This window comes from Saccharothrix obliqua (assembly GCF_019375475.1).
In the GTDB taxonomy this organism is placed as follows: Bacteria; Actinomycetota; Actinomycetes; order Mycobacteriales; family Pseudonocardiaceae; genus Actinosynnema; species Actinosynnema obliqua.
The window spans coordinates 18798-43366 of record NZ_JAHXGQ010000011.1 but is presented as its reverse complement, the minus strand read 5'-3'; the positions used below and the strand labels follow the sequence as shown (position 1 = coordinate 43366).

Sequence of the window (24569 nt, the reverse complement as noted above, 5' to 3'; positions counted from 1 at the left end):
CCACCCGGTTTCTCCTCGCGCCCGCCCTCTACTACGGTGATCGTCTACGCGGTTGAAAAGCCAGCCGCAAGCCACCCGACGCCCAGGACCCTGGGCACAGGGTCAGCGTCAGCTGAGGGGCTTGCCTGCGCCGGCACCGCCCGCCTCCCAGCACGCCGCCGACCCGGTTTCGACGTGCGAGAGGAGCCCGACCGTGGTCGGGGAGGACGGACTGGACGAGACGCTCGCCGCGCGAGTCGCCGCGCTGGAAGCGGAGGTGGCCGGGCTGCGCAAGGCGGTGCAGACGCGCACCGTCATCGGGCAGGCCACCGGCTTGATCGCCGCCGTGCAGGGCTGCACGCCGCAGGAAGGCTTCCGGCTGCTGGTCGGCATGTCCCAGCACCACAACGTGAAGCTGCACACGATAGCCGTGAAGCTGCTCGACCTCGCGGCGGAACTCGGTCCGCACCGGGCCGTGCGCGCCGTGCACCAGTCGGTCGAGCCGAACGGCCGGGTCGAGCCCGTCGACTGGCAGCCCGGCGAGGAGGTGGTGCTCGCCGCGAGGAGGCTGGTCACGGCGTACGACGCCGCGGCCCGCTCCCCCGCGGCGCAGCCGGAGGTGCGAAGACAGCTGGCCGAGCAGGTGGCCCTGGCCGGTCAGCTGCTGGCGGAGAAGCTGGCGGAGGTGGGCTGGCTGCCGGGCAGCTGAACCACCGCGAACGACTCGGCGGGCAGGCGCAGCGCCTGCCCGTCCACCACCGCGGCCGAGGCGGAGGCGAGCAGCACCTCGCCGGTCACCGGCACCTCCGCCTCGACCGGACCGAGGTTGCACGCCACCCGCAGGTCGCCCCGGCGCAGCACCAGCACGTCGTCGGCGTGGACGTCCACGCCGAACCGGTCCAACCGCGGATCGGACAGCTCCGGCCGGGACCGGCGCAACGCGATCAGCTTCCGGTACAGCCCCAGCACCCACGCGTGCGGCTCACGCGCGGGCTCGTCCCAGTCGAGCCGGGACCGGGCCACCGTCGCGGGGTCCATCGGGTCGGGCACCTCCGACTCGCCCCAGCCGTGCCGGCCGAACTCCCGCCGCCGACCCGTGCGCACGGCCTCCGCCAACTCCGGGTCCGGGAACGACGCGAAGAACTGCCACGGCGTGCCCGCCGCCCATTCCTCGCCCATGAACAGCATCGGCGTGTACGGCGAGCAGAACACGATCGCCGCGCCCACCACGAGCCGACCCGGCGACACGGACGCGGACAGCCGGTCGCCCTGCGCGCGGTTGCCGACCTGGTCGTGGTTCTGGAGGTAGGCGAGGAACCGGTGGCCCGGCAGGCGGCGGTCCACCGGGCGGCCGTGGTGGCGTTCCCGGAACGACGACCACGTGCCCCGGTGGAAGAAGACGTTCTCCAGGGTCGTCGGCAACGCGCCCACGAAGTCCGGGTAGTAGCCGAACGTCTCGCCGCTCAACGCCACGTGCAGCGCGTGGTGCACGTCGTCGGACCACTGGGCGTGCAACCCGTACCCGCCCGCCTCCCGCGCGCTGACCAGGCGGGCGTCGTTGAGGTCGGACTCGGCGATCAACGTCAGCGGCCTGCCGACCGCCGCCGACAACGCGTCCACCTCCACCGCCAACTGCTCCAGCACGTGCACCGCGCCCCGGTCGACCAACGCGTGCACGGCGTCCAGCCGCAACCCGTCCACGTGGAAGTCGCGCAACCAGCCCAGCGCGTTGTCCACCACGTACCGGCGCACCTGGTCGGAGTCCGGGCCGTCCAGGTTCAGCCCCGGTCCCCAGTCGTTGCTGCCCGCGAAGTACGGCCCGAACCGGTCCAGGTACGCGCCGGACGGCCCGAGGTGGTTGTAGACGACGTCCAGCAACACGGCCAGACCACGGCGGTGGCAGGCGTCCACGAACCGCTTGAACCCGTCCGGCCCGCCGTACGGCTCGTGCACCGCGCCCCACAGCACGCCGTCGTAGCCCCAGCCCGCGTCCCCGTCGAACGAGTTCACCGGCATCACCTCGACATGCGTGACGCCGAGGTCGACCAGGTGGTCCAGCCGCTCGACGGCGCCATCGAAGGTGCCCGCCGGCGTGAAGGTCCCGATGTGCAGCTCGTAGACCACGCCGCCCGGCAACGCCCGTCCGGTCCAGTCCTGGTCGGTCCACGAGAACGCCGAGTGGTCGTACACGCGTGAAGCCGCGTGCACGCCGTTCGGCTGCCACAGCGAGCGCGGGTCGGGCAACGCGACGCCTTCGTCGTCCAGGACGAACGCGTAGTCCACGCCCTCCGCCGCCGAGTGCCACCACCCGCCTTCGCCGGCGCTCATCTCGTGGTCCTGCCCGTCCACCCGCACCCGGACGCGCTCGTGATGAGGCGCCCACACCGAAAAGCTCACTGATCTCCTCGCACCAGCAGTGCCACCGGGTAGTGGTCCAACAGGTCGGCCAACCGGGTCGCCGCCGGCCGGGACGTGAGCACGTCGGTCCACGTGCCCGCCGGCAGCGGCAGTTCCGCGTCGCCCCAGCCGCCGGCCGCGGCCAGGCCGACCGGGAGCCTCGTGACGACCGCGACCAGGCCGCTCCGCTCGAACGCGAACGCGTGCCGCTCGGTCGTGCCCACCGCGGGCAGCGGCCGGTAGCCCCGGAACAGCTCCGGCCGGTCCCGTCGCAACCGCAGCGCCGTGCGCACCACGTGCAGCTTCGCCGCGCCCGAGTCGTCCACGTCGGGCAGCCACCCCGTGTCCAGGCGCGCCAGCAGCGCCCGCCGCACCGCGTAGTCCACCGGCCGCCGGTTGTCCGGGTCGACCAGCGACAGGTCCCACAGCTCGGTGCCCTGGTAGACGTCGGGCACGCCGGGCGCGGTGAGCTGCACCAGCTTCTGCCCCAGCGCGTTGGACCAGCCGGGTCCCGCGATCCGGGTGGCGAACTCGGCCACCTCGCCCGCGACCGGCCCGTCCAGGACCTCCCCGGGCCACGCCGCGACGGCCGCCTCGAACGGCTCGTCGTGGTCCACCCACGTGGTGCGGACCTTCGACTCCTTGGCCGCCTTGTCCAGGTAGGCGGCCATCCGCTCGGCGGTGATCGGCCACGCGCCCACCAGCGACTGCCACGCCAGCAGGTTCAGCGACGGCTCGTCGATCGGGTGCGCCGCGGTCCACCGGCGCACCGCCGCCGCGAACTCGTCCGGGATCTCGGCCAGCACGGCCAACCGCGCGCGCACGTCCTCGGACCGCTTCGTGTCGTGCGTCGACAGGGCGGTCATGGTGGTCGGCGCCGCGGCTTCCCGTGCCGCCGCGCGGGTGTGGAACTCGGCGGGCGGCACCCCGAACCGGTCCGGCGCGCCACCCACCTCGTTGAGCGCGATGAACCGGGTGAACCGGTAGAACGCGGTGTCCTCGGTGCCCTTGGCCACGACCATGCCGGAGGTCTGCTGGATGCGCGTCGCGAGTTCGCCGTGCGGATCGGCCCGCACCTGCTCGTCCAGCGCGCGCACGGCCGGGCAGGTCGCCGCCGCGACCGCCGCCCGCCACGCGTCCATGCCCTCCGGCAAGTACGACCGGTACACCGGGAACGCCACCATCACCTGCGCCACGGCCTGCTCGGCGAGCGCCCGGTCCGGGTGGTCCACCAGGGCCGCGATCCGCCGCACCTCGGCCCGCAGGATGGAGGAGGCGACCAGCTCGCGGCACTCGTGCTCGACGGCCGCGAAGTCCACGGGCACGCCGAGTTCGGCGGCGAGCGCCGTGTGCGCGGCCTCGCCCGCCGGGTCGACGAACAACCCGCACACCTCGCGCAACGCGTCGTACCCGGTGGTGCCGTCGACCGGCCAGCTCGCGGGCAGCGCCTCGTCCACGCCGAGGATCTTCTCCACCACCAGCCAGCACCCGGCGCGCTCGGCGAGCCGCCGCACGTACCCGCCGGGGTCGGCCAGGCCGTCCGGGTGGTCCACCCGCAGACCGGTCACCTCGCCCGCCGCCACCCACCGCAGCACCTCGCCGTGGGTCGCCTCGAACACCTCCGGGTCCTCGACCCGCACACCGGCCAGCGTGGTGATGTCGAAGAACCGGCGGTAGTTCAGCTCGGTGTTGCCACGCCGCCAGAACACCAGGTCGTAGTGCTCGTGCCGCTGCTCGTCGGCCGGCGAGCCGGCGAACGGCAGCAGCAGCTTCCCGCTCGACCAGTCGATGTCGAAGTAGCCCGCGTACGGCGAGTCCCGGCCGTGCTGGAGGACGCTCCACCACCACGGGTTCGCCGGGCTGTCGTCGACCGCCATGTGGTTGGGCACGATGTCCACCACCAGGCCAAGGCCGGCGGCGCGCAGGGCGCCGGCCAACGACTTGCGGCCCGGTTCGCCGCCGAGTTCGCCGCGGGCCCGCGTCGGGTCCACGACGTCGTAGCCGTGCGTCGACCCGGGCGTCGCCTCCAGCAGCGGCGACGCGTACAGCGCGCCCGCGCCCAGCGCGTCCAGGTAGTCCACCACCGCCTCGGCGTCGGCGAACGTGAAGTCGGGGGTGAACTGGATCCGGTAGGTCGACGAGGGCGTCATTCGACACCGGTCCGCTGCAACACCACCAGCGAGCGCGCGGGCAGCGTGACCCGCCCGCCCGCGGGCACCGGCTCGCCCAGCTCCGGGTCGCGCACCACGCCCGCCGCGGTGTCGATCACCACCGTCCACTGGGGACCGTAGCCGGGATCGGGCAGGGTCGCCTCGATGTCCTCGTGGTGTGCGTTGAACGCCAGCAGGAACGAGTCGTCCAGCACCCGCATCCCCCGCTGGTCCAGGCTGGGGATGCCCTCGCCGTTGAGGAACACCACGACGCAGCGGCCGAAGTCGTCCTCCCAGTTCTGCTCGGTCATCTCCTCGCCGGAGGGCGTGAACCACGCGATGTCGCGCAGCTCGTCGCCCTTGCGGATGGGCTTGCCCTGGAAGAACCGGCGGCGGCGCAGCACCGGGTGGGCCCGCCGGAACGCGGTCAGCGCCGAGGTGAACTCCACCAGGTCGCGGTTCTTCTCCAGCAGCGTCCAGTCCACGTGGGACAGCTCGTTGTCCTGGCAGTAGCAGTTGTTGTTGCCCTGCTGGGTGCGGCCCAGCTCGTCGCCGTGCAACAGCATCGGGACGCCCTGCGACAGCAGCAGCGTCGCCAGCAGGTTGCGCCGCTGGCGGGCCCGCAGCTCGTTGACCTCGGGGTCGTCGGTCGGACCCTCCACACCGCAGTTCCACGACCGGTTGTCGTCCGCGCCGTCCCGGCCGCCCTCGCCGTTGGCCTCGTTGTGCTTCTCGTTGTAGGAGACCAGGTCGGTGAGGGTGAACCCGTCGTGCGCGGTGACGAAGTTGACCGACGCGTACGGCCGGCGGCCGTCGTCCTGGTAGAGGTCGGACGACCCGGTGATCCGGGACGCGAACTCGCCCAGCGTCGCGGGCTCGCCGCGCCAGAAGTCGCGCACCGTGTCCCGGTACTTGCCGTTCCACTCGGTCCACAGGGGCGGGAAGTTGCCCACCTGGTAGCCGCCGGGGCCGACGTCCCACGGTTCGGCGATCAGCTTCACCTGGCTCACCACCGGGTCCTGCTGCACCAGGTCGAAGAACGTGGCCAGCCGGTCCACGTCGTAGAACTCGCGGGCCAGCGTCGCGGCCAGGTCGAACCGGAACCCGTCCACCCGCATCTCGGTCACCCAGTACCGCAGCGAGTCCATGATCAGCTGCAACGTGTGGGGGTTGCGCACGTTCAGCGAGTTGCCGGTGCCGGTGTAGTCCATGTAGAACTTCGGCTCGTCGTCGACCAGCCGGTAGTACGCCTGGTTGTCGATGCCGCGCATGGACAGCGTCGGGCCCAGGTGGTTGCCCTCCGCGGTGTGGTTGTAGACGACGTCCAGGATGACCTCGATGCCCGCCTCGTGCAGGGCGCGCACCATGCCCTTGAACTCCTGCACCTGGTTGGCCTGCCCAGGCATCGCCGCGTAACCGTCGTGCGGCGCGAAGAACCCGATCGTGTTATAGCCCCAGTAATTCCGGAGTCCCTTCTCCGACAGCGCGTGATCGGTGATGAACTGGTGCACGGGCATCAGCTCGACCGCCGTCACGCCGAGGGACTTGAGGTGGTCCACCACCGCCGGGTGCGCGAGACCCGCGTAGGTGCCGCGCAACCGCTCCGGCACCTCGGGGTGCCGCATGGTGAGGCCGCGCACGTGCGTCTCGTAGATCACCGACTCGTTGTAGGGCGTCTTCGGCGGGCGGTCGTTGGCCCAGTCGAAGAACGGGTTCACCACGACCGACAGCGGCACGTGGCCCGCCGAGTCCCGGTCGTCGCGCTCGTCGGGCGCGCCGAACGGGTACCCGAACAGGGACGGGTGCCAGTCCACGCCACCGGTGATCGCCTTGGCGTACGGGTCGATCAGCAGCTTGTTGGGGTTGCACCGCAGCCCCGCTTCCGGGTCGTGCGGGCCGTGCACGCGGAACCCGTACCGCTGACCGGGACCGACGCCCGGCAGGTAGCCGTGGTGGACGAACCCGTCCACCTCCGGCAGGCGCACGCGGGTCTCGGTCCCGTCGTCGTCGAACAGGCACAGCTCGACGTACTCCGCGACCTCGGAGAACAGGGTGAAGTTGGTGCCGACGCCGTCGTATCCCGCACCGAGCGGGTAGGGCGTTCCGGGCCAGGGACGCACGGGGGCTCCTCGGTGGACGAGCTGGAACGTGGGTGTGCCCCTACCGTTCTAGATCACGCCTTCCGGGTGTGCGACCTGACGAACTGCCCACGTGCCGCGACCAACAGCAACCGGGCCTCCTGCAACTCCCCGTACCGCAGGTGTTCGGCCGCCGCTCGCGCGCAGGCCACCGCCTGCGCGAGCGCGTCGTCCGCACCCGGTTCGGCACGGCGCAGGACGTCCGACAAGGACTCCTCGGCGTGCCGCGCGCCCGACAGCGCGTCGGCGGGATCCGACGGCCGCACGGCGGCGAACGCGCGCTCCACCGCCGACTCCAGCTCGTCGCAGGGGCTCGGCTTGATCATCTGCTCGGGCACCAGCCCGGTGCGCGACGCCAGTTCGGTGTTCACGGGTGGATGCCACCTCCAACCATGGCGCGGGTGACGGTTTGACGATACTCCGCAGCGGCGGGGCCTGCGGTGAAGGGTGCGGTCGGGATCAACGACCCCGACCGCCGGCCAGTGCGGTGGCGATCCGCCGGACGCGTTCGTCGGCGAACAACGCCGGCAACCGGACCGGCAGCGGGATCCGCCAGTTCGGGTACTGGTCGACGGTGCCGGGCAGGTTCGGCTGGCGGGTCTCGCCCAGCGCGTCCTGCGGCGACGTGAGCAGCAACAACGAGGGTGCTTTCGCGAGGAGCACGTGGAACGCGGTGACGAGGTCATCGGCGGGCACCCCCTCTTTGTCGAGGAGCCCCACCAGTTCCCGGCGTTCCCGCTCCGCCGCGTCGTATTCCCCGTCCGGGCCGCTCGCAAACTGCCCCAGTTCGGCCCGCACCCGAACGTGTTCCGCGGTGAGGAAACCCGCGACCGTGGGCAGGTCGTGCGTGGAGATGCTGGCCATCGCGGAGACGGTCCAGTCGGCCGGCGGCACGAGCGGGTGACCGGGCACGCGGTAGTCGCGCTGGAACCACAGGACGGCCGAGCTGAGCATCCCGTGCTCGTGCAGCCGCTCGGTCACCACCGGTTCGACGGTGCCCAGGTCCTCGCCGACCACGACCGCGCCCGCCCGGTCCGCCTCCAGCGTCAGCACGGCGAGCATCGCGTCCTCGTCGTACCGGACGTACGTGCCGCGGGCCGCGGGCTCGCCCGGCGGGATCCACCACAGCCGCCACAGGCCCGCGACGTGGTCCACGCGGATGCCGTCGGCGTGCTTGAGCACGTTCCGGATCACCGCGCGCAGCGGCTCGTAGCCCTGCTCGGCGAGCTTGTCGGGCCGCCACGGCGGCAGGCCCCAGTCCTGGCCGAGCCGGCTGAACGCGTCCGGTGGCGCGCCCACCCGGACGTCGGGCGCGAACGCGTCCCGCACGGCCCACGTGTCCGCGCCGCCGGGGTGCACGCCCACCGGCAGGTCGTGCACGATGCCGACCGGCATGTCGCGCGCGGCGTCACGGGCCCGGGAGAGCTGCTGCTCGCACAGCTCCTGGAGCCACGCGTGGAACGCCACCCGGTCCGGGTCGGCGGTGGCGGTCGCCGGGTCGCGCTGCGCCTCGGGCCACTCCCGCCAGTCCGGGCCGTGCTCCTCGGCCAACGCGCAGAACCGCGCGAAGTCCCGCAGCTCCCCCACCGGCTCGGCGCCACCGCCGGCCGGGCGGAGCAGCTCCAGCGCGGCCTTCTTGGCCTGCCACACCGCGTCGTAGTCGATCAGCTCGGTGTCGTTGTCGGGGCGCAGCGCGTCGACCGCCCGCCGCGTCGCCGGGTCCGCGGACCGGTACTCGTCGGTGTCCTCCACCCGCAGGTACAGCGGGTTGGCGAACCGGCGGCTCGACGGCGAGTACGGCGAGCGCTCCACCGGCGTGGTCGGCGCGACGGCCTGCACCGGGTTCACCAGCAGCACACCCGCGCCCAGCTCGGCGGCGCTGCGCCGGGCGATGGTGGCCAGGTCGGCGTAGTCGCCCATCCCCCACGACTCGTCCGAGCGCATCGCGTACAGCTGGAGCATCCAGCCCCAGGACCGGGTCGGCGGCGCCAGGCGGGCGGGCGCCACGATCACCGTGCGGTCGCCGAGCCGGTGGTAGCCGGGCGGTGGCGCGGCGGGCAGCGGCAGCACCCGGCCGTCCTCCAGCGCCAGCTCGCCGGGGCCGTCCAGGGTGTCGCCCGCGGTCAGCACCACCGTCGCCGGCTCGGGTCGGGGTGCGGTGAGCGCCCGCCGCACCGCCTCCGGGGTCGAGGCGTCCACACCCAGTTGCGCGAGCACGGCCACCACGACGTCGCGGTCGACGTCCGCCCGGCGCTGCTCCGCGTCCTCGTAGTGGGTGGCCACGCCGTGCGCTTCGGCCAGTGCCGCCAACTCGTCGTCCACGTCGTCCACGTCGGACAGCTTGGTCTCACCCCCCGCACCCGGGCGAGGCGGGGTGGGCGGGCTCACCCGATGGTCGGAGGGAGTTCACGATCCGGACGGGAGGTGGACTCCCGGACCACCAGGCGCGGCGGTGGCGGCGGCACATCGTGCGACTCGCCCCGCAGGCCCGCGAGCAACGCGCCGACGGCGTGCTCGCCCAGTTCCCGCCACGCCGGCTCCACCGCCGTGAGGCCGACCGCGCGCGCCAGGTCCGAACCGTCCAGGCCGACCACCGACACGTCCCGCCGGTCGCGGCGCAGGCGGAGGAACACGCCCAACGCCACCTCGCCGTTGGCGCACACCACGGCGGACGGCAGCCGATCACCGTCCAGCAGCGCGTCCGCCACCTGCTCACCACCCGCGACCGTGGGCGACGACCACAACGTCCACTCGGGGCGCACCGCCAGGCCGGCCCCGGTCAGCAGCTCGCCGTACGGCTCGTCCACGTCCTCGGCGAGCACCAGCGCCACCTCCCGGTGCCCCAGCTCCCGCAGGTGGCCGGCGGCCAGGCGCAACGCGTCGCCCAGGTCGTCGTCACGCACCTCGACCACCGGCGCGGACAGCGCGTCGAGCGCGGCGCGTTCGTCGTCGGTCAGGTGGGCCGACAACGCCAGCACCCCGTCGACGCGCCTGCCCAGCGGCGGCAGCTCGTCGAAGAACCGGGCGCGCGCGTCGGCGTCGCGCAACACGTACAACAACACGTCGTAACCAGCCGCCCGCAACGCCCCCTCCGCCCCCGCGAGCAGATCGCCACGCCCCACGTCAGCCGTCAACACGGCCACCGCGTACCGCCGCCCACCGGCCAGGCTGGAGGCGTCCCGGGCAATCGCATACCGCATCCGCTTGGCCACCTCGGTGACGTAGCGGCGCGTCGCCTCGGACACGCCCGGCTCGCCACGCAGGGCGCGCGACACCGTCGCGGCGGACACCCCGGCGGCCCGCGCCACATCGGACATGCTGGTCAACTCGCACCTCCCGGCCTCATCCGAGGTTAGCGAGAACCGTACGGGCGGCCCGCGCCGTGCTCGGCACCCCACCCGTCACCCGCCTGCCCGCCAACCTCTGGATCAACCAGCGAAGTCCGGGAACGCGAAAACGGCCCGGTTGCACACCGGGCCGTTCCACGCGCGTTGTCGCGCCTTCGCCACTCGCCAGGCGAGCCGTCCTGCGCGTTCGCCACTCGTCCAGCTCAGAGGGAGATGCCGCGCTCGGCGAGCCAGCCGACGGGGTCGATCTTCTGCGAACCGTCCAGCCACACCTCGAAGTGCAGGTGGGGACCGGTGGACTGACCGCGGTTGCCGATCGTGGCGATCTGCTGGCCCGCGGCGACCTGCTGGCCCGCGGCCACCAGGATCTCGTTCATGTGCCCGTAGACGGTGACCGTGCCGTCGGAGTGCTGCACGCGCACCCACAGCCCGAAGCCACTCGCCGGGCCGGCCTCCAGCACGACGCCATCCATCGCGGACACGATGGGCGTGCCGATCGCGTTCGCGATGTCCGCGCCGAAGTGGGTGGTGCCCCAGCGCGCGCCGAAGCCCGAGGTGAAGGTGCCTTCGGCGGGCTTGACCACCTGCGGGCGGCGGGCGGCCTCCTCGGCGGCGACGCGGGCCTTCTCCGCCTCCTCCGCCTCCTGGGCGCGGGCCTTCTCCGCGTTCTCGGCCTCCTGGACACGCGCCTTCTCGGCGTTCTCCGCGTCCTGCTTCCGCTTGAGTTCGGCCTGGCGGACGGCGTAGCCGTCCGCGGCGTGCCGGATGGCCAGGTCGACGTTCTGCCGCGCCACGAGCCCTTCGGACCGCATGAGCTTCGCGGCCTCCAGGCCCGGCTCGACCACGTGCCGGGTCTCCACCGCGCCCGAGTGCGACGAGGTGGACGCGGCCAGCGCCGCGGCCAGGTCGGTGCCCGCGGCGAGCGGGACGATCGTCGGGCTGGACGACCCGGCAGCCGTACCCACACCCGCCGTGAGGGCGCCGAACGCCACCACTGCCGTGATCTTGCCGGCGATAGGCGGCCTGTCTTCTTCCGCGCGGTGCGAACCGCGACTGCCGGTGGTCCTCGGGGGCGTGGTGAACACGCTGCGACCACGGGCCTTGGTATGCCTTGCCAAGGGGGTTGCCTTCCTGCATTCCGGGGAGCCCGGTCAGGACACCCGGCGGGGGATCCGGGCGGCGGCGCTTTCGGGGAGCACCGCCGTGTCCTATTGGTGACCGAACCGTGACATGCGGCGGGGAACGTAACCCGACGTGACAATTGAAGGCAACCCAAACCTGACGAACTAGGGCGTATTGGTGAGATAAGCCACTGATCGTCACACTCCGTGTTCAAACACTACAATTTTTCGCATTCCACCGTTACCAACCCACCCCTGAGCAGCACTTCTACCCACCCGCCCCCACCCATTTCTTGATCACCAAGCACCACCCTCACGATCACCCCCACACACGGGCCACGCCCACACACTCCAGTTCCGCTGCGTGTCATCCCCGTATGGCCTGCGCGCCAGCGAACCGCGCTCGTTCCCAGGGCGCAAACACGCTCTTCGTTTGCGCCCTGGGAACGAGGGTGGTTGTCTTGACCAGGCCATACGGGGATGACACGCAGCCCGCCCTTGATCGTCATCCTTGGCGGTCTGCCCGTCCGGCGAGGACGCTTTTAATCCAGCCCCTGCGCCCAGCCGCCGGCCTTCTCACCACGGCGCCCCTGCCGCCAGCCTCCGCACTGAGCACGGGCCAGCAACCCCCTCCGTCCGCAAACCAGGCCCTCTGGCGGACGCCTATGGCCAACGCCAACTCACGCAAGGCACCCCAGGTAGCCGCACTACAAGCCGCCCCAGCCCTACCGACCTACGAGTTCGTGAACACGACAACACCAGCACCGACCTACGCACCCGCGTGGCCTGCCACCCAGCATCAATCACGATCTTCGTAAGCACCACCAACACCCCGACCGCGATCATCACCCAGCCCAAGCCAAAACCACAGCATCACCGCTCCGCTGGACGACGACCCGAGCACAGATATCAACCACAAGCGCTCCACCTACAACGCAGTGATCCAAACAGCACCACCCAGTCCGAAGTGGACTATCTCCTAGCGCGGGAACAACTCCTCCCCCAGCTTCACCCAAGCTCAATCGCCGCCACCCCTCTACGTGCTAGACCAGAGCCGGGACCACGTCACCCGAGACAACCGCCAACTGCTCATTGATCACATCCGAACGACCAAACGCCGCCCAGATCACCGACCAGATCAAATGTGGCCAACCAGCCACTGCCGACCGCTTCGCCAAGCACCTCACAAGCCACTCTGGACAGTCCTCAAAGAACACTCGACACGCGGCAGGTCGATGGGCGGCGAGGCCAGCATTCGGCTCAGTGCTGGCCGGGGAGTAACCGATCCGAGGCAACCGACTGCGCCAGAAGCAGCATCGAGGATTCACCGTGCCGAGGGTCAGCTGGCCCGAGGCCGGCTGGCAGGGCAATCCAGGAAGCCGCGCACAGACCCGGAAGTAGCTCCGACAAACGGGGTGGTCGGACAAGGACCCATGGGCGAAGCGACCGACTGACCCGGACAGCCAAGGCTGCGGTGAGGGCAGGGTCTTAGGGGGCCGGGAGCTGAAGGTAGGGCCGGGGCGCGGAACTGGGGCGGTAGGTGGCCGAGACCCGGGACTGCGGGGTGGGCGGGAGCCAAGGCCGAGGAAGGCTCGACGACAGCGGCGGAACTCAGGACGGGAGGGCTGGAGCCGTGGGCCGAGGAGGTGGCGCGGCAGAGCCAGGCGCCAGGGCCAGCCATGCGGGGCGCTGGGGTTCGGGGGGTGGAAAGGGAGGTCGGGGCCGGAACGTGGGCGGGGCCCGAGTAGGGGCCTCGGGAGTTGAGGTGCGGGTCTGGGCGGTCGGGGTCAAGGGTGAGCAGGGGCCGCGCGGGGCGGAGCGCAGGCGGGGACCGCACGGTCGGGGGGCGACAGGGCTGGCGCACCGGAGGCTAGAGGCCACCGGGGGCGGGGGTTGGCCGGAACGGGGTAGGGACGGGACCCGGGGCAGGGACCAGCCGGGGGCACGGGGCCGGGGCGGCGGGCGACCGGAGAAGAGCGCCGAGCCGGAGACACGAGGGTGGGCTGTGGACGGGAGCCAGAGCTGAGAAGGCACCGGCGGTGGCTGAACAGGAAGCTGAACCCTGGGGCAAACAGGAAGGGAAACCGGAGCCGGGGCCGGGGGGATGTAGAGGCGGAGCCAGGCACAGGACCGCAGGACGGGACGACGAATAGCCAGAGCCGGGGGCGCGGGGCTCAGGAACGCCGGCTGGAGGTGCCAGCGGGAGGCAAGTCGTTGGCCGGAAGCGGGCCAGAGCACAGGGCAACAGCTCGAGAGGCCAGGCATAGGCGTGGGCCGGGGCGGGACCTGAGGGGTCCGGGTGACAGGGCTAAGGGCCGGTGACGCCGAGGTGGGCAGGGGTCAGCCGAAATCAGGAACCGGGGCCGGAGCCGGGACGGCGGAGCCAGACCATGCACTGGGCCAAGGGCCGGAGCGTGGGGCGGGGTACGGGTCTCGGAGATGAAGCGCGGACCTGGGCGGTCGGGATCGAGGGTCGGCTAGGGGCCCGCGGGGCGGGAACCGCAGGGCCGATGAGGCGCGTGGCCGGGGCACGGGGCCGCTGGGCGGAGGTCGGCCGGGACGGCAGGTGGGGTGATGCGAACTGAGGGCAAAGGACAGCCGGGTGCGCGTGCCAGGGATAGGAACGCCGTTCGCCGGAATCGTGTGACCAGAGCGCCGGGCAGCGGGGCCAGAGGCCGGACATAGGCCGTGGACCGGTGCGCGTGGCGAGGCGAGGTATGGGTCTCGGGGGTTGAGGTGTGGGCTTGGGCGGTCGGGATCAAAGGTCGGCCAGGGACGCACGAGGCGGGGACCGCAGAGCCGAAGGGGCACGGGGGCCGGGGTAGGCAGACCGTTGGCCGGGATCGGGCTTGGGGGCGGCAGGGTCTGGGCCCGAGCGCGGGCCAGGGAGCTGGCAGAGGGGTGGCCGGAGCGCGGGGCCAAGGCGGGCAAGGGGTTGGCCGGGGCCGGGATGGGGCGGAACCGGGGATTGGGCACGGGGCCGGGGCGCGGGCCTCAGGGACGCGGGCTCGGGGTGCCAGAGGGGCGGCAGGCCGTTCGCCGGAATCGGGGACAGAGCGCGGGGCGGCAGGTCGAGAGGCCGGGCATAGACCGTGGGCCGAGCGCAAAGGGCGGGGGTCTGAGGGGTCCGGGCGACAAGGCAGGGGCTGGTGACGCTGGGGTGGGCAAGGGGTTGGCCGAAACCAGGAACCAGGGACCGGGACGGCGAAGTTCGGCCGGCTGCTAGGCCGAGGGCCGGAGCTTGGGGCCGGGATAGGGGTCGGAGCGCGGGGCCAGGGGGGTGGCCGGGGCCGGGGAGGCGCGGGGCCAGGGGGCGCGGAACCGGGGTAGGCAGACCGTTCGCCGAAATCGGGCTCGGGAACGGCAAGGGTCGGGGCTGGAGCGCGAGGCCAGGGGGGTAGCAGGGGGCACGGGGCCAGGCAGGCGGGGGGTTGGCCGGGGCTAGGGGGCGGAGGGCTGGGGGTGGGGCGGGGGGCCGGTGACGCCGAGGTAGGCAGACCATGGCCGGGATCGGGCTTGGGACGGCAGGGTTGGGGCGCGGGGCCAGCGCGGGCAGGGAGTTGAGTTGGAAGGGGGCGGGGTGGCGGTGCTGGGAGCCGAGCACTGGGCCGAGGGCCGGAGCGTGGGGCCAGGGGTTGGCCGGAGCCGAGGAGCCGAGGAGGCGCGGGGCCGGGAGCGCGGGGCCGCGGGCGCAGGCCGGGGTGCGGGCCGTAGGCCGGGATTGGGCTCGGGGACGGCAGGGTCGGGGCCGGGGCGCGAGGCCAGGAGGTGGCAGGGGGCACGGGGCCAGGCAGGCAGGGGGTTGGCCGGGGCTGGGGGGCGGAGGGCTGGGGGCGGGGGCCGGGGGCGCTGAGGTGGGCAAACCATGGCCGGGATCGGGCTTGGGACGGCAGGGTTGGGGCGCGGGGCCAGGGCGGGCAGGGAGTTGAGTTGGACGGGTCGAGTCGGGGTGGCGGTGCCGGGGCCGAGCACCGGGCCGAGGGCCGGAGCGTGGGACCGGGATAGGGGCCGGAGCGCAGGGCCAGGGATTGACCGGAGCCGGGGAAGCGCGGGGCCGGGGGCGCGGGCCGTTGGCCGGGATCGGGCTCGGGGACGGCAGGGTCGGGGCCGGAGCGCGAGGCCAGGGGTGGAAGGGGGCACGGGGCCAGGCAGGCAGGGGGTTGGCCGGGGCCGAGGGCCGGAGTGGACGGCGGGACCTGGGGGCGCAGGGGGCGGGCTGGGGCGCTGGGGCGGGGCCAGCCGGGCCGGGCCGTTGGGGGGTTAGGGAGGAGGCCGGGGCCTGGGTGGGAACCAGGGGGCGGGGGGTGCAAGGGGCGGGGGTGCAAGGGGCGGGGGTGGGCGAGGGCGCGGGGGTGGGCGAGGGCGCGGGGCCGGCCGAGTGAGGCTCGGCCGGCCGGGCCCTGGGCTAGCGGTACTTCGGGTTTACCGGAGGTAGGGGCTTGGTTTCCAAGGGTTCGTGGATGACTCGCATCGCGTTGAACCACGTGGGCGCGGCTACCTGACCGCCGAAGACGCCGGCTGCGTCGTTGGTGCCGCACAGGCGGGGCGGGGAGCTGTTGCAGATCACCTGCGGGGCCACGCCGTCGGTGAAGGTCATCACCGCGCCCGCGTACTGGGGGGTGGCGCCCATGAAGGCCACGGACCAGTGGTTCTCCGTGGTGCCCGTCTTGCCGATCATGGGACGGGACCAGTCACGGGCCGCCCCGGCCGCGGTGCCGCCCGGCTTCACGTCGGCGCTCATGCCGTTCGCCAGGGCGTTCGCCAGGTCCGGCTCGACGGCCTGGTCGCAGGCCGTCTCCTTCAGCTGCACCTGCTTGCCGTTGCGGTCGACCAGCTTCTCCACCGGGGTCGGCGGGCACCACCGGCCGCCGCTCATGATCGTCGCCGCCACGTTCGACAGTTCGAGCACGCTGGTCGGGCCCGCGCCGAGGGTGAACGAACCGCTGTTGTCGCGCTTGTACTGGTCACCCTGGCTGGGACCGTTCGAACCGTCCGCCTTCAACGGGTCTCCGGCGCTGTTCACGCCCTGCATCGACTCGCGCAGGCCGAGCCGGTAGGCCATGTCGACCACGTTGTTCAGCCCGGCCTGCTCCTCCAGGATGATGAACGACGTGTTCGGCGAGGTCGCCAGCGCCTCGGTCAGGGTGATCTTGTCCTTGTACGTGCCGGCGTTCTTCACCGTGTAGGGCTTGTCGCCGTTCTTGTACGCCTTCGACGTGTAGGTCGCGGGCACGTCGACCATCCGGTCGATGCCCGCCACGCCCTTCTCCATGGCCGCCGCCGCGGTGAACACCTTGTAGATCGACCCCGCGCCGAACCTCGTGACCTCGGCCGGGATGGAGTACGCGCTCTGGCCGGCGTCGGCGTCGTTGCCGAAGTCGCGGTTCGCCGCCAGCGCCCGCACCCGGTGCTTGTCCTCGCCCGGCTGCACGACGGCCATCGCGTTCGCCACGCCCGGCTGGGTCTTCGGCACCTGGCTCTCGGCGGCGTCCTTGGCGGCACGCGTCGCCACCGGGTCCAGCGTGGTGTGGACGGTGTAGCCGCCGCGCTTCAACTGCTCGAACGGGATGCCGGCCTTCTCCAGGTAGTCGATCAGGTACCGGCAGAAGAAGCCGTACACGGGGCCGTCGCCCGCGCCCACGCAGCTGTTGGGCAGCAGCCGGAGGTCGGGCACCACGCCGATGTCCGCCGCCTTGTACTCGGCGGCCTTCTCCTCGGCCACCTTCGGGTCGGACCCGAACGCCCCGTTCTCCCGCATCTTGTCGATCACGGTGTTGCGCCGCTTGATCGCGGGCTCCACCGCCGCGCCCGGGTTGAGCCGGCTCGGCTCGTTCACCAGACCCGCCAGCATCGCGGCCTGCGGCACGGTCAGCTTGTCGGGCGTGGTGTCGAAGTACGTCTTCGCCGCCGCGCCGACGCCGAACGTGCCGTTGCCGAACGGCACGATGTTCAGGTAGCCGGTGAGGATCTCGTCCTTGGACATCCGCTGTTCGAGCTGGGTCGCGATGCGGGCCTCGCTGATCTTGCGCCCGATCGTCGCCTCGGTGGCCTTCTCGTACGCCTCCTGCTCGCCCTTGCCCACCACGAACGCCAGGTAGTTCTTCACGTACTGCTGGGTCAGCGTCGACGCGCCCTGCGACGCGCCGCCGTCCACGCCCGCCTTCGCCGCCGCACGGGCGATGCCCTGCCAGTCGACGCCCTTGTGCTCGAAGAACCGCTTGTCCTCGATCGCGATGATCGCGGCCTTCATCGTGTCCGAGATACCCGACGACGGCACGGGGATCCGGTACTGGTCGTACATGTACGCGATGGGCGCGCCGTGCATGTCGAGCACCGTGGTGACCAGCGGCAGCTCCGCCTTGGTCAACTCACCCGAGGTCTGGTCGACGGTGTCGGCCGCCCGGTTCGACGCCAGGCCGAGACCACCCACGACGGGGAACATCACGGCGGCCAGCAGCACTCCCGCCATGAGGCACAACCCCACCAACTTCACCAAACCGGTCGCACGCGCGGCGAACACCGAACAACCCCTTCCGATCCTTGCCGAGCCCTACCGCCACCCGAACGGGAGACGCCCCTGATCAGTAAGTCGTCTGACGACCGCCTCAGGTTGCTCGTGAACCCGAAATTACTCCTGCCCCGTCCGGCCGGTCGGCAAACCCCCTCGGGGGAGGGGGGTGGGCGGGTCGGGGTTTATTTTCGAACAGGGGTTCGATGGTGGGCAAGATCACTATCGGGTGGTTATCGGGAGGCTCTCAGGCGGATCGTCGCGCTCGCCCGCCGCACCTCCACCCCGGTGTGCTCCGGCAGCACGTCCTCCAGGAACCCGTACCCGCGCAGCTCCGGGTCGTCCTCCGCGCGCCGGCTCACGGTGCGCCACCAGGTCGCGATGTCGGTCCAGCCCGGCGCGGACAGCGATCCGCCGAAGTGCTGCACGGACAGCGCCGCGCACAGGTTCGCGAACCGGACCCGGTGCGCCAGCGGCCACCCGGCCAACGTCCCCAGCACGAACCCCGCGCCGAACACGTCCCCCGCGCCGGTGGAGTCCAGCGGCGCCACGTTCAACCCCGCCACCTGCACGGTCTCCCCCGTGGCCGCGTCGACGGCCACCGCTCCCCCGCCGCCGCGCGTGACGACGACGACCGGCACGTGTTCGGCCAACGCGACCGCGGCGCGCTCCGCGGAATCACAACGCGTGTAGCGCATCGCTTCCACGTCGTTGGGCAGGAACACGTCATACCCGTCCATGCGCCGCAGCATCTCCGGAGCCCACACGCCCGTGCGGTCCCAACCCACGTCGGCGAACAGCAATGCGCCGTCGGCCTTCGCCGCACGCACCCACTGCTCCTCCTCGGGCTGTATGTGCACGAAGCACGCGCGGGTGCGCGGCGGCGGCGTGAGCATCTCGTCGGCCGACACGGGCGGACGGTGCCCGTGGGTGACCATGGAGCGGTCACGGTCCATCGCCATCGACACGGTGACCGGCGAGTGCCAGCCGTAGAACCGGCGGCAGTAGGTGAGGTCGACGCCTTCCTGCTCGGACAGGACTTCCCAGCAGAAGTCGCCGTAGGCGTCCTCGCCGAACGCGGCGGACAGCGCCGTGCGGAGTTGGAGCCTGCTCAACGCGACGGCCAGGTTGGCGATGCCACCCGGACAGGACCCCAGACCCTCGGCCCACACCTCGGTGCCCGGTGCGGGCGGGCGGGGCAGGCCGGTGAAGATGATGTCCAGGAACACGGTGCCGGACAACAACACGTCGAACGCGGGCTCGTCGGCGGTCGTCATCCTCCTACGATGCCAGGATCAGCCCGCCACGGCGGCGAACATCTCGCGCATCCGGGCGAGCGCGCGGTGCTGCGCGACCCGCACCGCCCCCGGTGTCGAGCCCACGGCCGCCGCCGTCTCCTCCGCCGAGAGCCCTACGGCGACCCGCAGCACGAGGATTTCCCGCTGCCGGTCGGGCAGCCGCCGCAGCAGCTGGGTGATGGCCTCGATCATCTCGCCGTTCATGGCGCGCTGCTCGGGCCCGTCCTCCAGGGTCGGCGTGTCCGGCAGTTCCGGCACCACCTCGGAGCGGCTGCGCACGGCACGTCTTCGCGCGTCGGCCACCTTGTGCGCTGCGATGCCGTACACGAACGCCAGGAAGGAACCCGGCTCGTAGCGGTACTTGCCGAGCGCGGACACCACGGCGAGGCACACCTCCTGCGCGATGTCCTCCGCGGACACCAGGGTGCGCTCACGCGAACCGACGCGCGCACGGCAGTACCGCAGCACCAACGGCTGGATGCGCGCCAACAACTGCTCGACGGCACGCGGTTCGCCCGCGAGCGCCTCGTCGACCAGCTCGGACAACTCGGCCTCGGCCAACCACCGGGACGTCGGCCGGGTCGGCACACCGCCCGCGACCAACCGGACCTCAGGACCGGGGGCGCCCGGGTCGCCGGCCGCGCCGACCTCGATGCCGACGTCGACCGACACGGATGCCTGCGTCATCCGGCGACCTCCTCACGCTCGCAACCTCCCCGGCATCTCCCGGCTCATTGATGAGGAGGGAGCACCACGTCTCCTGATACGGATCCGCCAAAGCTGACCACGAACGAGGTCCAAGTGGTGAGAACAGCACCCGTCCGAGGGAGGAGATGAGCCATTTGGAGCAGTAGCAGTGCTTACTGCGTCCTGATGGCGAACTCGCGAACACCCGGATAGCCCACCCGGAACCCCGCTTTGGCGCATCCCCAGGCGGAACCGCAATTCGGCTCAACTACCCCAACGGCACGTCGAGCCCTTTCGGCGAGGGTTCACGCATGGCGTTCGCGAGGTAGGGCGCGAGCGGTCGGATCTCCAGCACCCCCAACACGAAATCGGTCACCAGCCGCGTCCACCGGCCGAAGCGCAGCATCATCGAGTGCCCTTCGCGGAGAACGGTGAACCGCGCGACGCGGTCCGTGACCTCACGCGCACGCACCGCGTATTCGTAGGACCGCGTGGGGTCGGTGGAACGGTCACGGTCGCCGTGCGCGATGAGCAACGCACGGCCGGTAAGGGTCTCATGCGGATCGCCGTCCTCGATCCACGGCGCGAGCGAGCACACCGCGACCACTTGCGGGTCATCGGCCACGTACAGGGCGGTGCGCCCGCCCATGGAATGTCCGACAAGGACTACGGGCACATCGGGGTGTTTACGGCGGATCTTCGCCAACGCCCACCGCGCGTCCTCCACCGCGTGCAGGTGTGGCGCGTTCCAGCCGTTGTAGCGGTGACGCAGCAACCACACGGCAACGCCTTCACCGCGCCGGTGGATGTCCCGGGCGAACGGGACCATCCGCAGGTAGGGCAGCCGAAAGCGGGTCACCGGGCGGTGGCCCTCGGCGCTTCCACCGTGCAGGACCAGCACCACCGCGCGGACCTGGCCGATGGGTGCGATGACGTCGATGGCGGGTTCCACGACACCATGTTCGCCCCAACGGCTTGTTCTGGTCCCCGGTGGGACTCGGATCACAAGGACCGATAATGCGGCCATGGAGCAGTTCGGGGTGCAGACGGCCGAAGGCGTGTTCGACGCGATCGCGGCGGGTCCGGAGGACGGCAGGCCGGTGTTGTTCCTGCACGGCTTCCCGGAGGCGGCGGTCGAGTGGGAGCACCAGGTGGCGGTGCTCGGGCGCGCCGGTTTCCGGGCGGTGGCGTTCGACCAGCGCGGCTATTCGCCGGGCGTGCGGCCGGAGCGCGCGCTGGAGTACGACATGGAATCGTTGGTCGGTGATGTGCTGGCGGTCGCCGACGCGCTGGGTTGGTCGCGATTCGACCTGGTCGGGCACGACTGGGGTGGCGCGGTCGCGTGGTGGACCGCGCACGAGCACCCGGAGCGGTTGCGGAAGCTGGCGGTGGTGTCGACGCCGCACCCGCGGGCGTTGTTCGACGCCATGCGCACCGACGAGGACCAGCACATGCGTTCGGCGTACATGACCGAGTGGCGGTCCAGTACGACCGAGAAGCGGATGCTCGCCGACAACGGGGCCGCGCTGCGGCAGATGTTCGAGTGGCAGGTGCCGCCGTCGCGGGTCGACGAGTACCTTCGACGGCTGGCCGAGCCGGGCGCGTTGACCGCCGCGCTGAACTGGTACCGAGCCGGGCGTCCGGGTGGCGGGATCGAGCAGGTGTCGGTGCCGACGTTGTACGTGTGGAGCACCGAGGACGTGGCGTTCGGGTCGACGGCGGCGTTCGCCACGGAGAAGTGGGTGAGCGGCCCGTACCGCTTCGAGATGCTGGAGGACGTGTCGCACTGGGTGCCCGAGCAGGCTCCGGAGGCGTTGACGGCGCTGCTGCTGGAACACCTTGGGACGTGATTTCGGCTCGCGTTTGAACCACTGCCCCGGCGTGGCGCGTGTTCCGGCATATGACGGAGTTGACCTACTCGGAGCGCAGGGTCGCGACCCTCGCCGCGTGTGGCCACAGCAACCGCGCGATCGCCACGCGGCTGCACATCACCGTGAGCACCGTGGAGCAGCACCTGACCAGGGTGTACCGCAAGCTGTCGGTCACCAGCCGGGGTGAGCTGAAGGGGCACCGGGCCTTAGTGTGACGGCATGGCGGTCGCCGGGCTGGTGCTCGCCGCGGGAGCGGGACGCCGGTTCGGCGGACCCAAGGCGCTGGTGACCCGCGGCGGCGCGTTGTGGGTCGAGACGGCGCGATCGGTGCTGCGTGCGGCGGGCTGCGCACCCGTGGTCGTGGTGTTGGGCGCGGGTGCGGCCGAGGTGCGGGCACGGGCGGCGTTGGACGACTCGGTGTTGGTGGACAACGCGGAGTGGGCCACGGGCATGGGTTCGTCGCTACGAGCGGGGCTCGCGGCGTTGGACGACTCGGTGGACGCCGTCGTCGTGCTACCGGTGGACACGCCGGGCGTGACGGTCGAAGCGGTCCGTCGGGTGGCGGGTTTGGCGTCGCCGTCGGCATTGGCACGTGCGTCCTACAACGGCGAACCGGGCCACCCGGTGCTCATCGGGCGCGAGCACTGGGTGGGTGCGTCCGCTTCGGCTACTGGCGACACGGGCGCACGGGACTACCTACAGGCGCACGGCGCGACGTCGGTGCCGTGTGAGGACGTGGCGGTGGGTAGGGACGTCGACCGCCCGGAAGACTTGCCCTGAACCGGCTTCGACCGTGATGCGGCTGTGCGAGAGTCGACGCCATGTCACGTATCGCGCCGGTTCTTCTGCTGCTGGCACTGGCAGGCTGCGGGCAGCACGTGAGCACCGCTTCGGACGGGATGTCCACGAACGCGCCGGTGGTGACCACGGTCCCGGCACCGACCTCCGTGCCGCCGAACGGCGCGTGCCAGGTCCGGGTGGAGATCCCCGAGCCGATGCCGCCGGCCGACCCGCCCGTGTCCGGCAGCCGGGCACCGGCCGACATGCCGCCCAACCACGTGGACAACCGGTCGTGGCGGGTGCGCAAGGAGTTGCGGCCGGACGTCCGCGCCGCCGCGGCGGAGGTGGCGGGACAGGTCCGACCGGGTCTGCAAAACCTGTGCGACAAGGGGGACTTCAGTCCACAGGCCACCAAGGCGGTGTTCACGACCGCCGGCCGGCCAGAGGTGTGGTTGACCGGTATGAGCACGCCTGGCGTGGTGTTCGTGCTGACCATGGAGAACCCGCAGGGGACGGGCTGCGTGTTCGGGCACCTGCACCCCGGTCTGGAGGACACGCCGGGTCAGCTGCTGATCGCGGTGAACGGCACGACCCGTGAGGGTTCCTGCTACGAACCGCCGTCGCACTGAGTCAGACGAGACGTACGTCCACGCCCGTCTCCCGCAACCGCGCGACCTCCTCCTCCGGCGCGTTCGCATCGGTGACCACCACGTCGACCTCCTGTGCCGCGCACACGCGCCCGAACGCGGTGCGACCGAACTTGGAGCTGTCCACGGCGAGAACGACCCGTGCGGACGCGTCGACGGCGGCACGCTTCACGGCCGCCTCGGCGAGATCGTGCGCGTAACTGCCGTCACGCGTGCTGAAGCCGCAACTCGCCAGCACGAGCGTGTCGAACCGCATGATGCGGAACGCGTGCTCGGTCAGCGGGCCGCTGAACGCGAGTTCGCCGGGCCGGATGTCGCCGCCGGGCAGCACCAGGCGGATGTGCTCGGCACCACGCAGCACGTCCGCGCTGTGCAGGGACAACGGCAACACGGTCAGCCGCCGGTCGACGAGCCGCCGTGCCACCTCGAGGGTGGTGGTGCCGCTGTCGAGCACGACCGCCTCGCCGTCGTCGAGCAGCCCCGCGACGGCCGCGCCGATGCGGCGCTTGGCCTCCAGCCGTTGCCGGGACCGCGCCGCGTGCGGTGTCTCCTCACCGGTCAGCAGCCCGACCGCCGCGCCGCGTACGCGCCGTAGCAGCCCGTCGCGCTCCAAGGCGCCGAGATCACGCCGCACGGTCATCTCCGACGCTCCAACGAGCCGGGCGAGCACACCGACGCCTACGCGTCGTCCTTGCCGCAGGCTCTGGAGGATCAACTCGTGCCGCTTCGCGACATCCACGGTGTTCATGCGAACACGATGCGCGTTCGATCGTCAAACAGCTGCTGGCGGCCGGGCGGATGATCCGGTAGACCTTGCGATCACTTACTTTGGTGTGGACCACGGAGGGCAGACCGCATGACCGAGACCGGCTCCGACTACGGCGACGTCGTGCGCGACCACCTGGCCCGGGTGGAGCGGCAGAACGCCGCCGCCCTGGACGACGTGGCCGAACTCGTGCTGGCCACCGTTCGGGCGGACGGGACGGTGCTGGCCGCCGGCGCGGGCCACTCGCTGGCCGCCGTGGCCGAGACGTTCTACCGGGCGGGCGGCCTGGCGTGCGTGCGGCCCGTCTACCACCCGGAGCTGCTGCCCATGCACGGCGGCGTCAGCAGCACCGCCGCCGAGCGCCGCTCCGGCCTGGCGGCCGAGGTGCTGCGCGACACCGGGTTGGCCGCGCACGACGTGCTGTTCGTGTTCTCCACGTCGGGTGTCAACCCGTACCCGGTGGAGCTGGCCGTGCAGGCGGCGAACGCGGGTTGCCCCGTGGTCGCCGTGACGTCGTTGGCCGCCAGTGCCGCCGCACCGCGCCGTGCGGGCACCACGCTCGCCGAGAACGCCACCGTGGTGCTGGACAACCTCGTGCCGCCCGGTGACGCCACCTACCCGGCCGACAACCCGGTCACGGCGGCCGTGTCCACCGTGGCCACCGCGTTCCTGTGGAACCTGCTGCTGGTGCGTGTGCTGGACAAGGCCACCGAAGCGGGCGTGGACCTGCCGTTGTGGCGCAGCGCGAACGTCGAGGGGGGCGACGCCGCCAACGCCGACCTGCTGCGCAAGTACCAGGCCCGCATCCCGCAGCTCGGCTGAGTACGACTACTCACGAAATCTCCACAGGCCCTGGCTAGTGTGCGGGCCGAGGGGGGAA

The 24569-nt window shown here is 71.9% G+C and carries 18 protein-coding genes; 6 read left to right on the top strand and 12 right to left on the bottom strand.

Annotated elements, in window-relative coordinates; translation table 11 throughout:
• Window positions 1-193: 193 nt before the first annotated feature.
• Window positions 194-688 (top strand): ANTAR domain-containing protein, encoded by a 495-nt coding sequence (locus KZQ38_RS28840; protein WP_219446333.1) that lies wholly within the window; start codon window positions 194-196, stop codon window positions 686-688.
• Here KZQ38_RS28840 and treZ read toward each other — a convergent pair.
• From treZ to KZQ38_RS28785, 11 genes are all read right to left on the bottom strand, one after another.
• Entirely contained in the window at window positions 637-2376 is a 1740-nt protein-coding gene (treZ, locus tag KZQ38_RS28835; RefSeq protein WP_219446331.1) for a malto-oligosyltrehalose trehalohydrolase, read from the bottom strand. The two genes, KZQ38_RS28840 and treZ, sit on opposite strands and share 52 nt — an antisense overlap.
• Window positions 2373-4526, bottom strand: a complete 2154-nt coding sequence (gene treY / locus KZQ38_RS28830; protein ID WP_219446329.1) for a malto-oligosyltrehalose synthase — start codon at window positions 4524-4526, stop codon at window positions 2373-2375. The genes treZ and treY overlap by 4 nt, the downstream gene beginning before the upstream one ends.
• Complete coding sequence (glgX, locus tag KZQ38_RS28825; RefSeq protein WP_219446327.1) at window positions 4523-6646, bottom strand: glycogen debranching protein GlgX; 2124 nt, start codon at window positions 6644-6646, stop codon at window positions 4523-4525. Before glgX ends, treY begins: the two co-directional genes overlap by 4 nt.
• Window positions 6647-6699: 53 nt before the next feature.
• Entirely contained in the window at window positions 6700-7035 is a 336-nt protein-coding gene (locus KZQ38_RS28820) for a hypothetical protein (RefSeq protein ID WP_219446325.1), read from the bottom strand.
• A gap of 88 nt (window positions 7036-7123) precedes the next feature.
• Window positions 7124-8986: a 4-alpha-glucanotransferase gene (locus KZQ38_RS28815; RefSeq protein WP_219446674.1), complete on the bottom strand. Its 1863-nt coding sequence runs from the start codon at window positions 8984-8986 to the stop codon at window positions 7124-7126.
• Between the two features lie 62 nt (window positions 8987-9048).
• Window positions 9049-9981 carry a LacI family DNA-binding transcriptional regulator gene (locus KZQ38_RS28810; RefSeq protein WP_219446323.1) on the bottom strand — a complete coding sequence of 311 codons (933 nt, stop codon included), beginning with the start codon at window positions 9979-9981 and terminating at the stop codon, window positions 9049-9051.
• Between the two features lie 233 nt (window positions 9982-10214).
• Window positions 10215-11006 (bottom strand): M23 family metallopeptidase, encoded by a 792-nt coding sequence (locus tag KZQ38_RS28805; RefSeq protein WP_372452296.1) that lies wholly within the window; start codon window positions 11004-11006, stop codon window positions 10215-10217.
• A 4531-nt stretch (window positions 11007-15537) separates the two neighbouring features.
• Window positions 15538-17601, bottom strand: coding sequence for a transglycosylase domain-containing protein (locus KZQ38_RS28800; RefSeq protein WP_257902496.1), 2064 nt, complete (start codon window positions 17599-17601; stop codon window positions 15538-15540).
• Window positions 17602-17873: 272 nt separating this feature from the next.
• Window positions 17874-18917 carry a carbohydrate kinase family protein gene (locus KZQ38_RS28795; protein ID WP_219446321.1) on the bottom strand — a complete coding sequence of 348 codons (1044 nt, stop codon included), beginning with the start codon at window positions 18915-18917 and terminating at the stop codon, window positions 17874-17876.
• Between the two features lie 18 nt (window positions 18918-18935).
• Window positions 18936-19625, bottom strand: a complete 690-nt coding sequence (gene shbA / locus KZQ38_RS28790; protein WP_257902495.1) for an RNA polymerase sigma factor ShbA — start codon at window positions 19623-19625, stop codon at window positions 18936-18938.
• Between the two features lie 268 nt (window positions 19626-19893).
• Window positions 19894-20577: an alpha/beta hydrolase gene (locus KZQ38_RS28785; protein ID WP_308258643.1), complete on the bottom strand. Its 684-nt coding sequence runs from the start codon at window positions 20575-20577 to the stop codon at window positions 19894-19896.
• A 73-nt stretch (window positions 20578-20650) separates the two neighbouring features.
• Between KZQ38_RS28785 and KZQ38_RS28780 the strand changes: the two genes are divergently transcribed.
• The 4 genes from KZQ38_RS28780 to KZQ38_RS28765 are packed head-to-tail and all read left to right on the top strand — an operon-like array spanning window position 20651 to window position 22905.
• Window positions 20651-21475, top strand: a complete 825-nt coding sequence (locus KZQ38_RS28780) for an alpha/beta fold hydrolase (protein WP_219446317.1) — start codon at window positions 20651-20653, stop codon at window positions 21473-21475.
• A gap of 50 nt (window positions 21476-21525) precedes the next feature.
• On the top strand, window positions 21526-21711 hold the full coding sequence (locus KZQ38_RS28775; RefSeq protein ID WP_219446315.1) for a helix-turn-helix domain-containing protein: 186 nt from the start codon (window positions 21526-21528) through the stop codon (window positions 21709-21711).
• Between the two features lie 4 nt (window positions 21712-21715).
• The gene (locus KZQ38_RS28770; protein WP_219446314.1) at window positions 21716-22276 is read left to right on the top strand and encodes a nucleotidyltransferase family protein; all 561 of its coding nucleotides are present in this window, start codon (window positions 21716-21718) and stop codon (window positions 22274-22276) included.
• A gap of 41 nt (window positions 22277-22317) precedes the next feature.
• Complete coding sequence (locus KZQ38_RS28765) at window positions 22318-22905, top strand: hypothetical protein (RefSeq protein ID WP_219446312.1); 588 nt, start codon at window positions 22318-22320, stop codon at window positions 22903-22905.
• Between the two features lies 1 nt (window position 22906).
• On the opposite strand, the gene KZQ38_RS28760 is transcribed toward KZQ38_RS28765, so the two are convergent.
• On the bottom strand, window positions 22907-23671 hold the full coding sequence (locus KZQ38_RS28760; RefSeq protein WP_219446311.1) for a DeoR/GlpR family DNA-binding transcription regulator: 765 nt from the start codon (window positions 23669-23671) through the stop codon (window positions 22907-22909).
• 108 nt (window positions 23672-23779) lie between these two features.
• On the opposite strand from KZQ38_RS28760, the gene KZQ38_RS28755 reads away from it, so the two are divergent.
• Window positions 23780-24511, top strand: coding sequence for an SIS domain-containing protein (locus KZQ38_RS28755; protein WP_219446308.1), 732 nt, complete (start codon window positions 23780-23782; stop codon window positions 24509-24511).
• The last annotated feature ends 58 nt before the right edge of the window (window positions 24512-24569 follow it).

What these genes read in the sequence shown, in the direction of transcription:
- treY (WP_219446329.1), bottom strand. Translation starts at nt 4,526, where the DNA reads ATGACGCCCTCGTCGACCTACCGGATCCAGTTCACCCCCGACTTCACG.
- KZQ38_RS28810 (WP_219446323.1), bottom strand. Translation starts at nt 9,981, where the DNA reads ATGTCCGATGTGGCGCGGGCCGCCGGGGTGTCCGCCGCGACGGTGTCG.
- KZQ38_RS28800 (WP_257902496.1), bottom strand. Translation starts at nt 17,601, where the DNA reads ATGGCGGGAGTGCTGCTGGCCGCCGTGATGTTCCCCGTCGTGGGTGGT.
- KZQ38_RS28795 (WP_219446321.1), bottom strand. Translation starts at nt 18,917, where the DNA reads ATGACGACCGCCGACGAGCCCGCGTTCGACGTGTTGTTGTCCGGCACC.
- shbA (WP_257902495.1), bottom strand. Translation starts at nt 19,625, where the DNA reads ATGACGCAGGCATCCGTGTCGGTCGACGTCGGCATCGAGGTCGGCGCG.
- KZQ38_RS28780 (WP_219446317.1), top strand. Translation starts at nt 20,651, where the DNA reads ATGGAGCAGTTCGGGGTGCAGACGGCCGAAGGCGTGTTCGACGCGATC.
- KZQ38_RS28775 (WP_219446315.1), top strand. Translation starts at nt 21,526, where the DNA reads ATGACGGAGTTGACCTACTCGGAGCGCAGGGTCGCGACCCTCGCCGCG.
- KZQ38_RS28770 (WP_219446314.1), top strand. Translation starts at nt 21,716, where the DNA reads ATGGCGGTCGCCGGGCTGGTGCTCGCCGCGGGAGCGGGACGCCGGTTC.
- KZQ38_RS28765 (WP_219446312.1), top strand. Translation starts at nt 22,318, where the DNA reads ATGTCACGTATCGCGCCGGTTCTTCTGCTGCTGGCACTGGCAGGCTGC.
- KZQ38_RS28760 (WP_219446311.1), bottom strand. Translation starts at nt 23,671, where the DNA reads ATGAACACCGTGGATGTCGCGAAGCGGCACGAGTTGATCCTCCAGAGC.
- KZQ38_RS28755 (WP_219446308.1), top strand. Translation starts at nt 23,780, where the DNA reads ATGACCGAGACCGGCTCCGACTACGGCGACGTCGTGCGCGACCACCTG.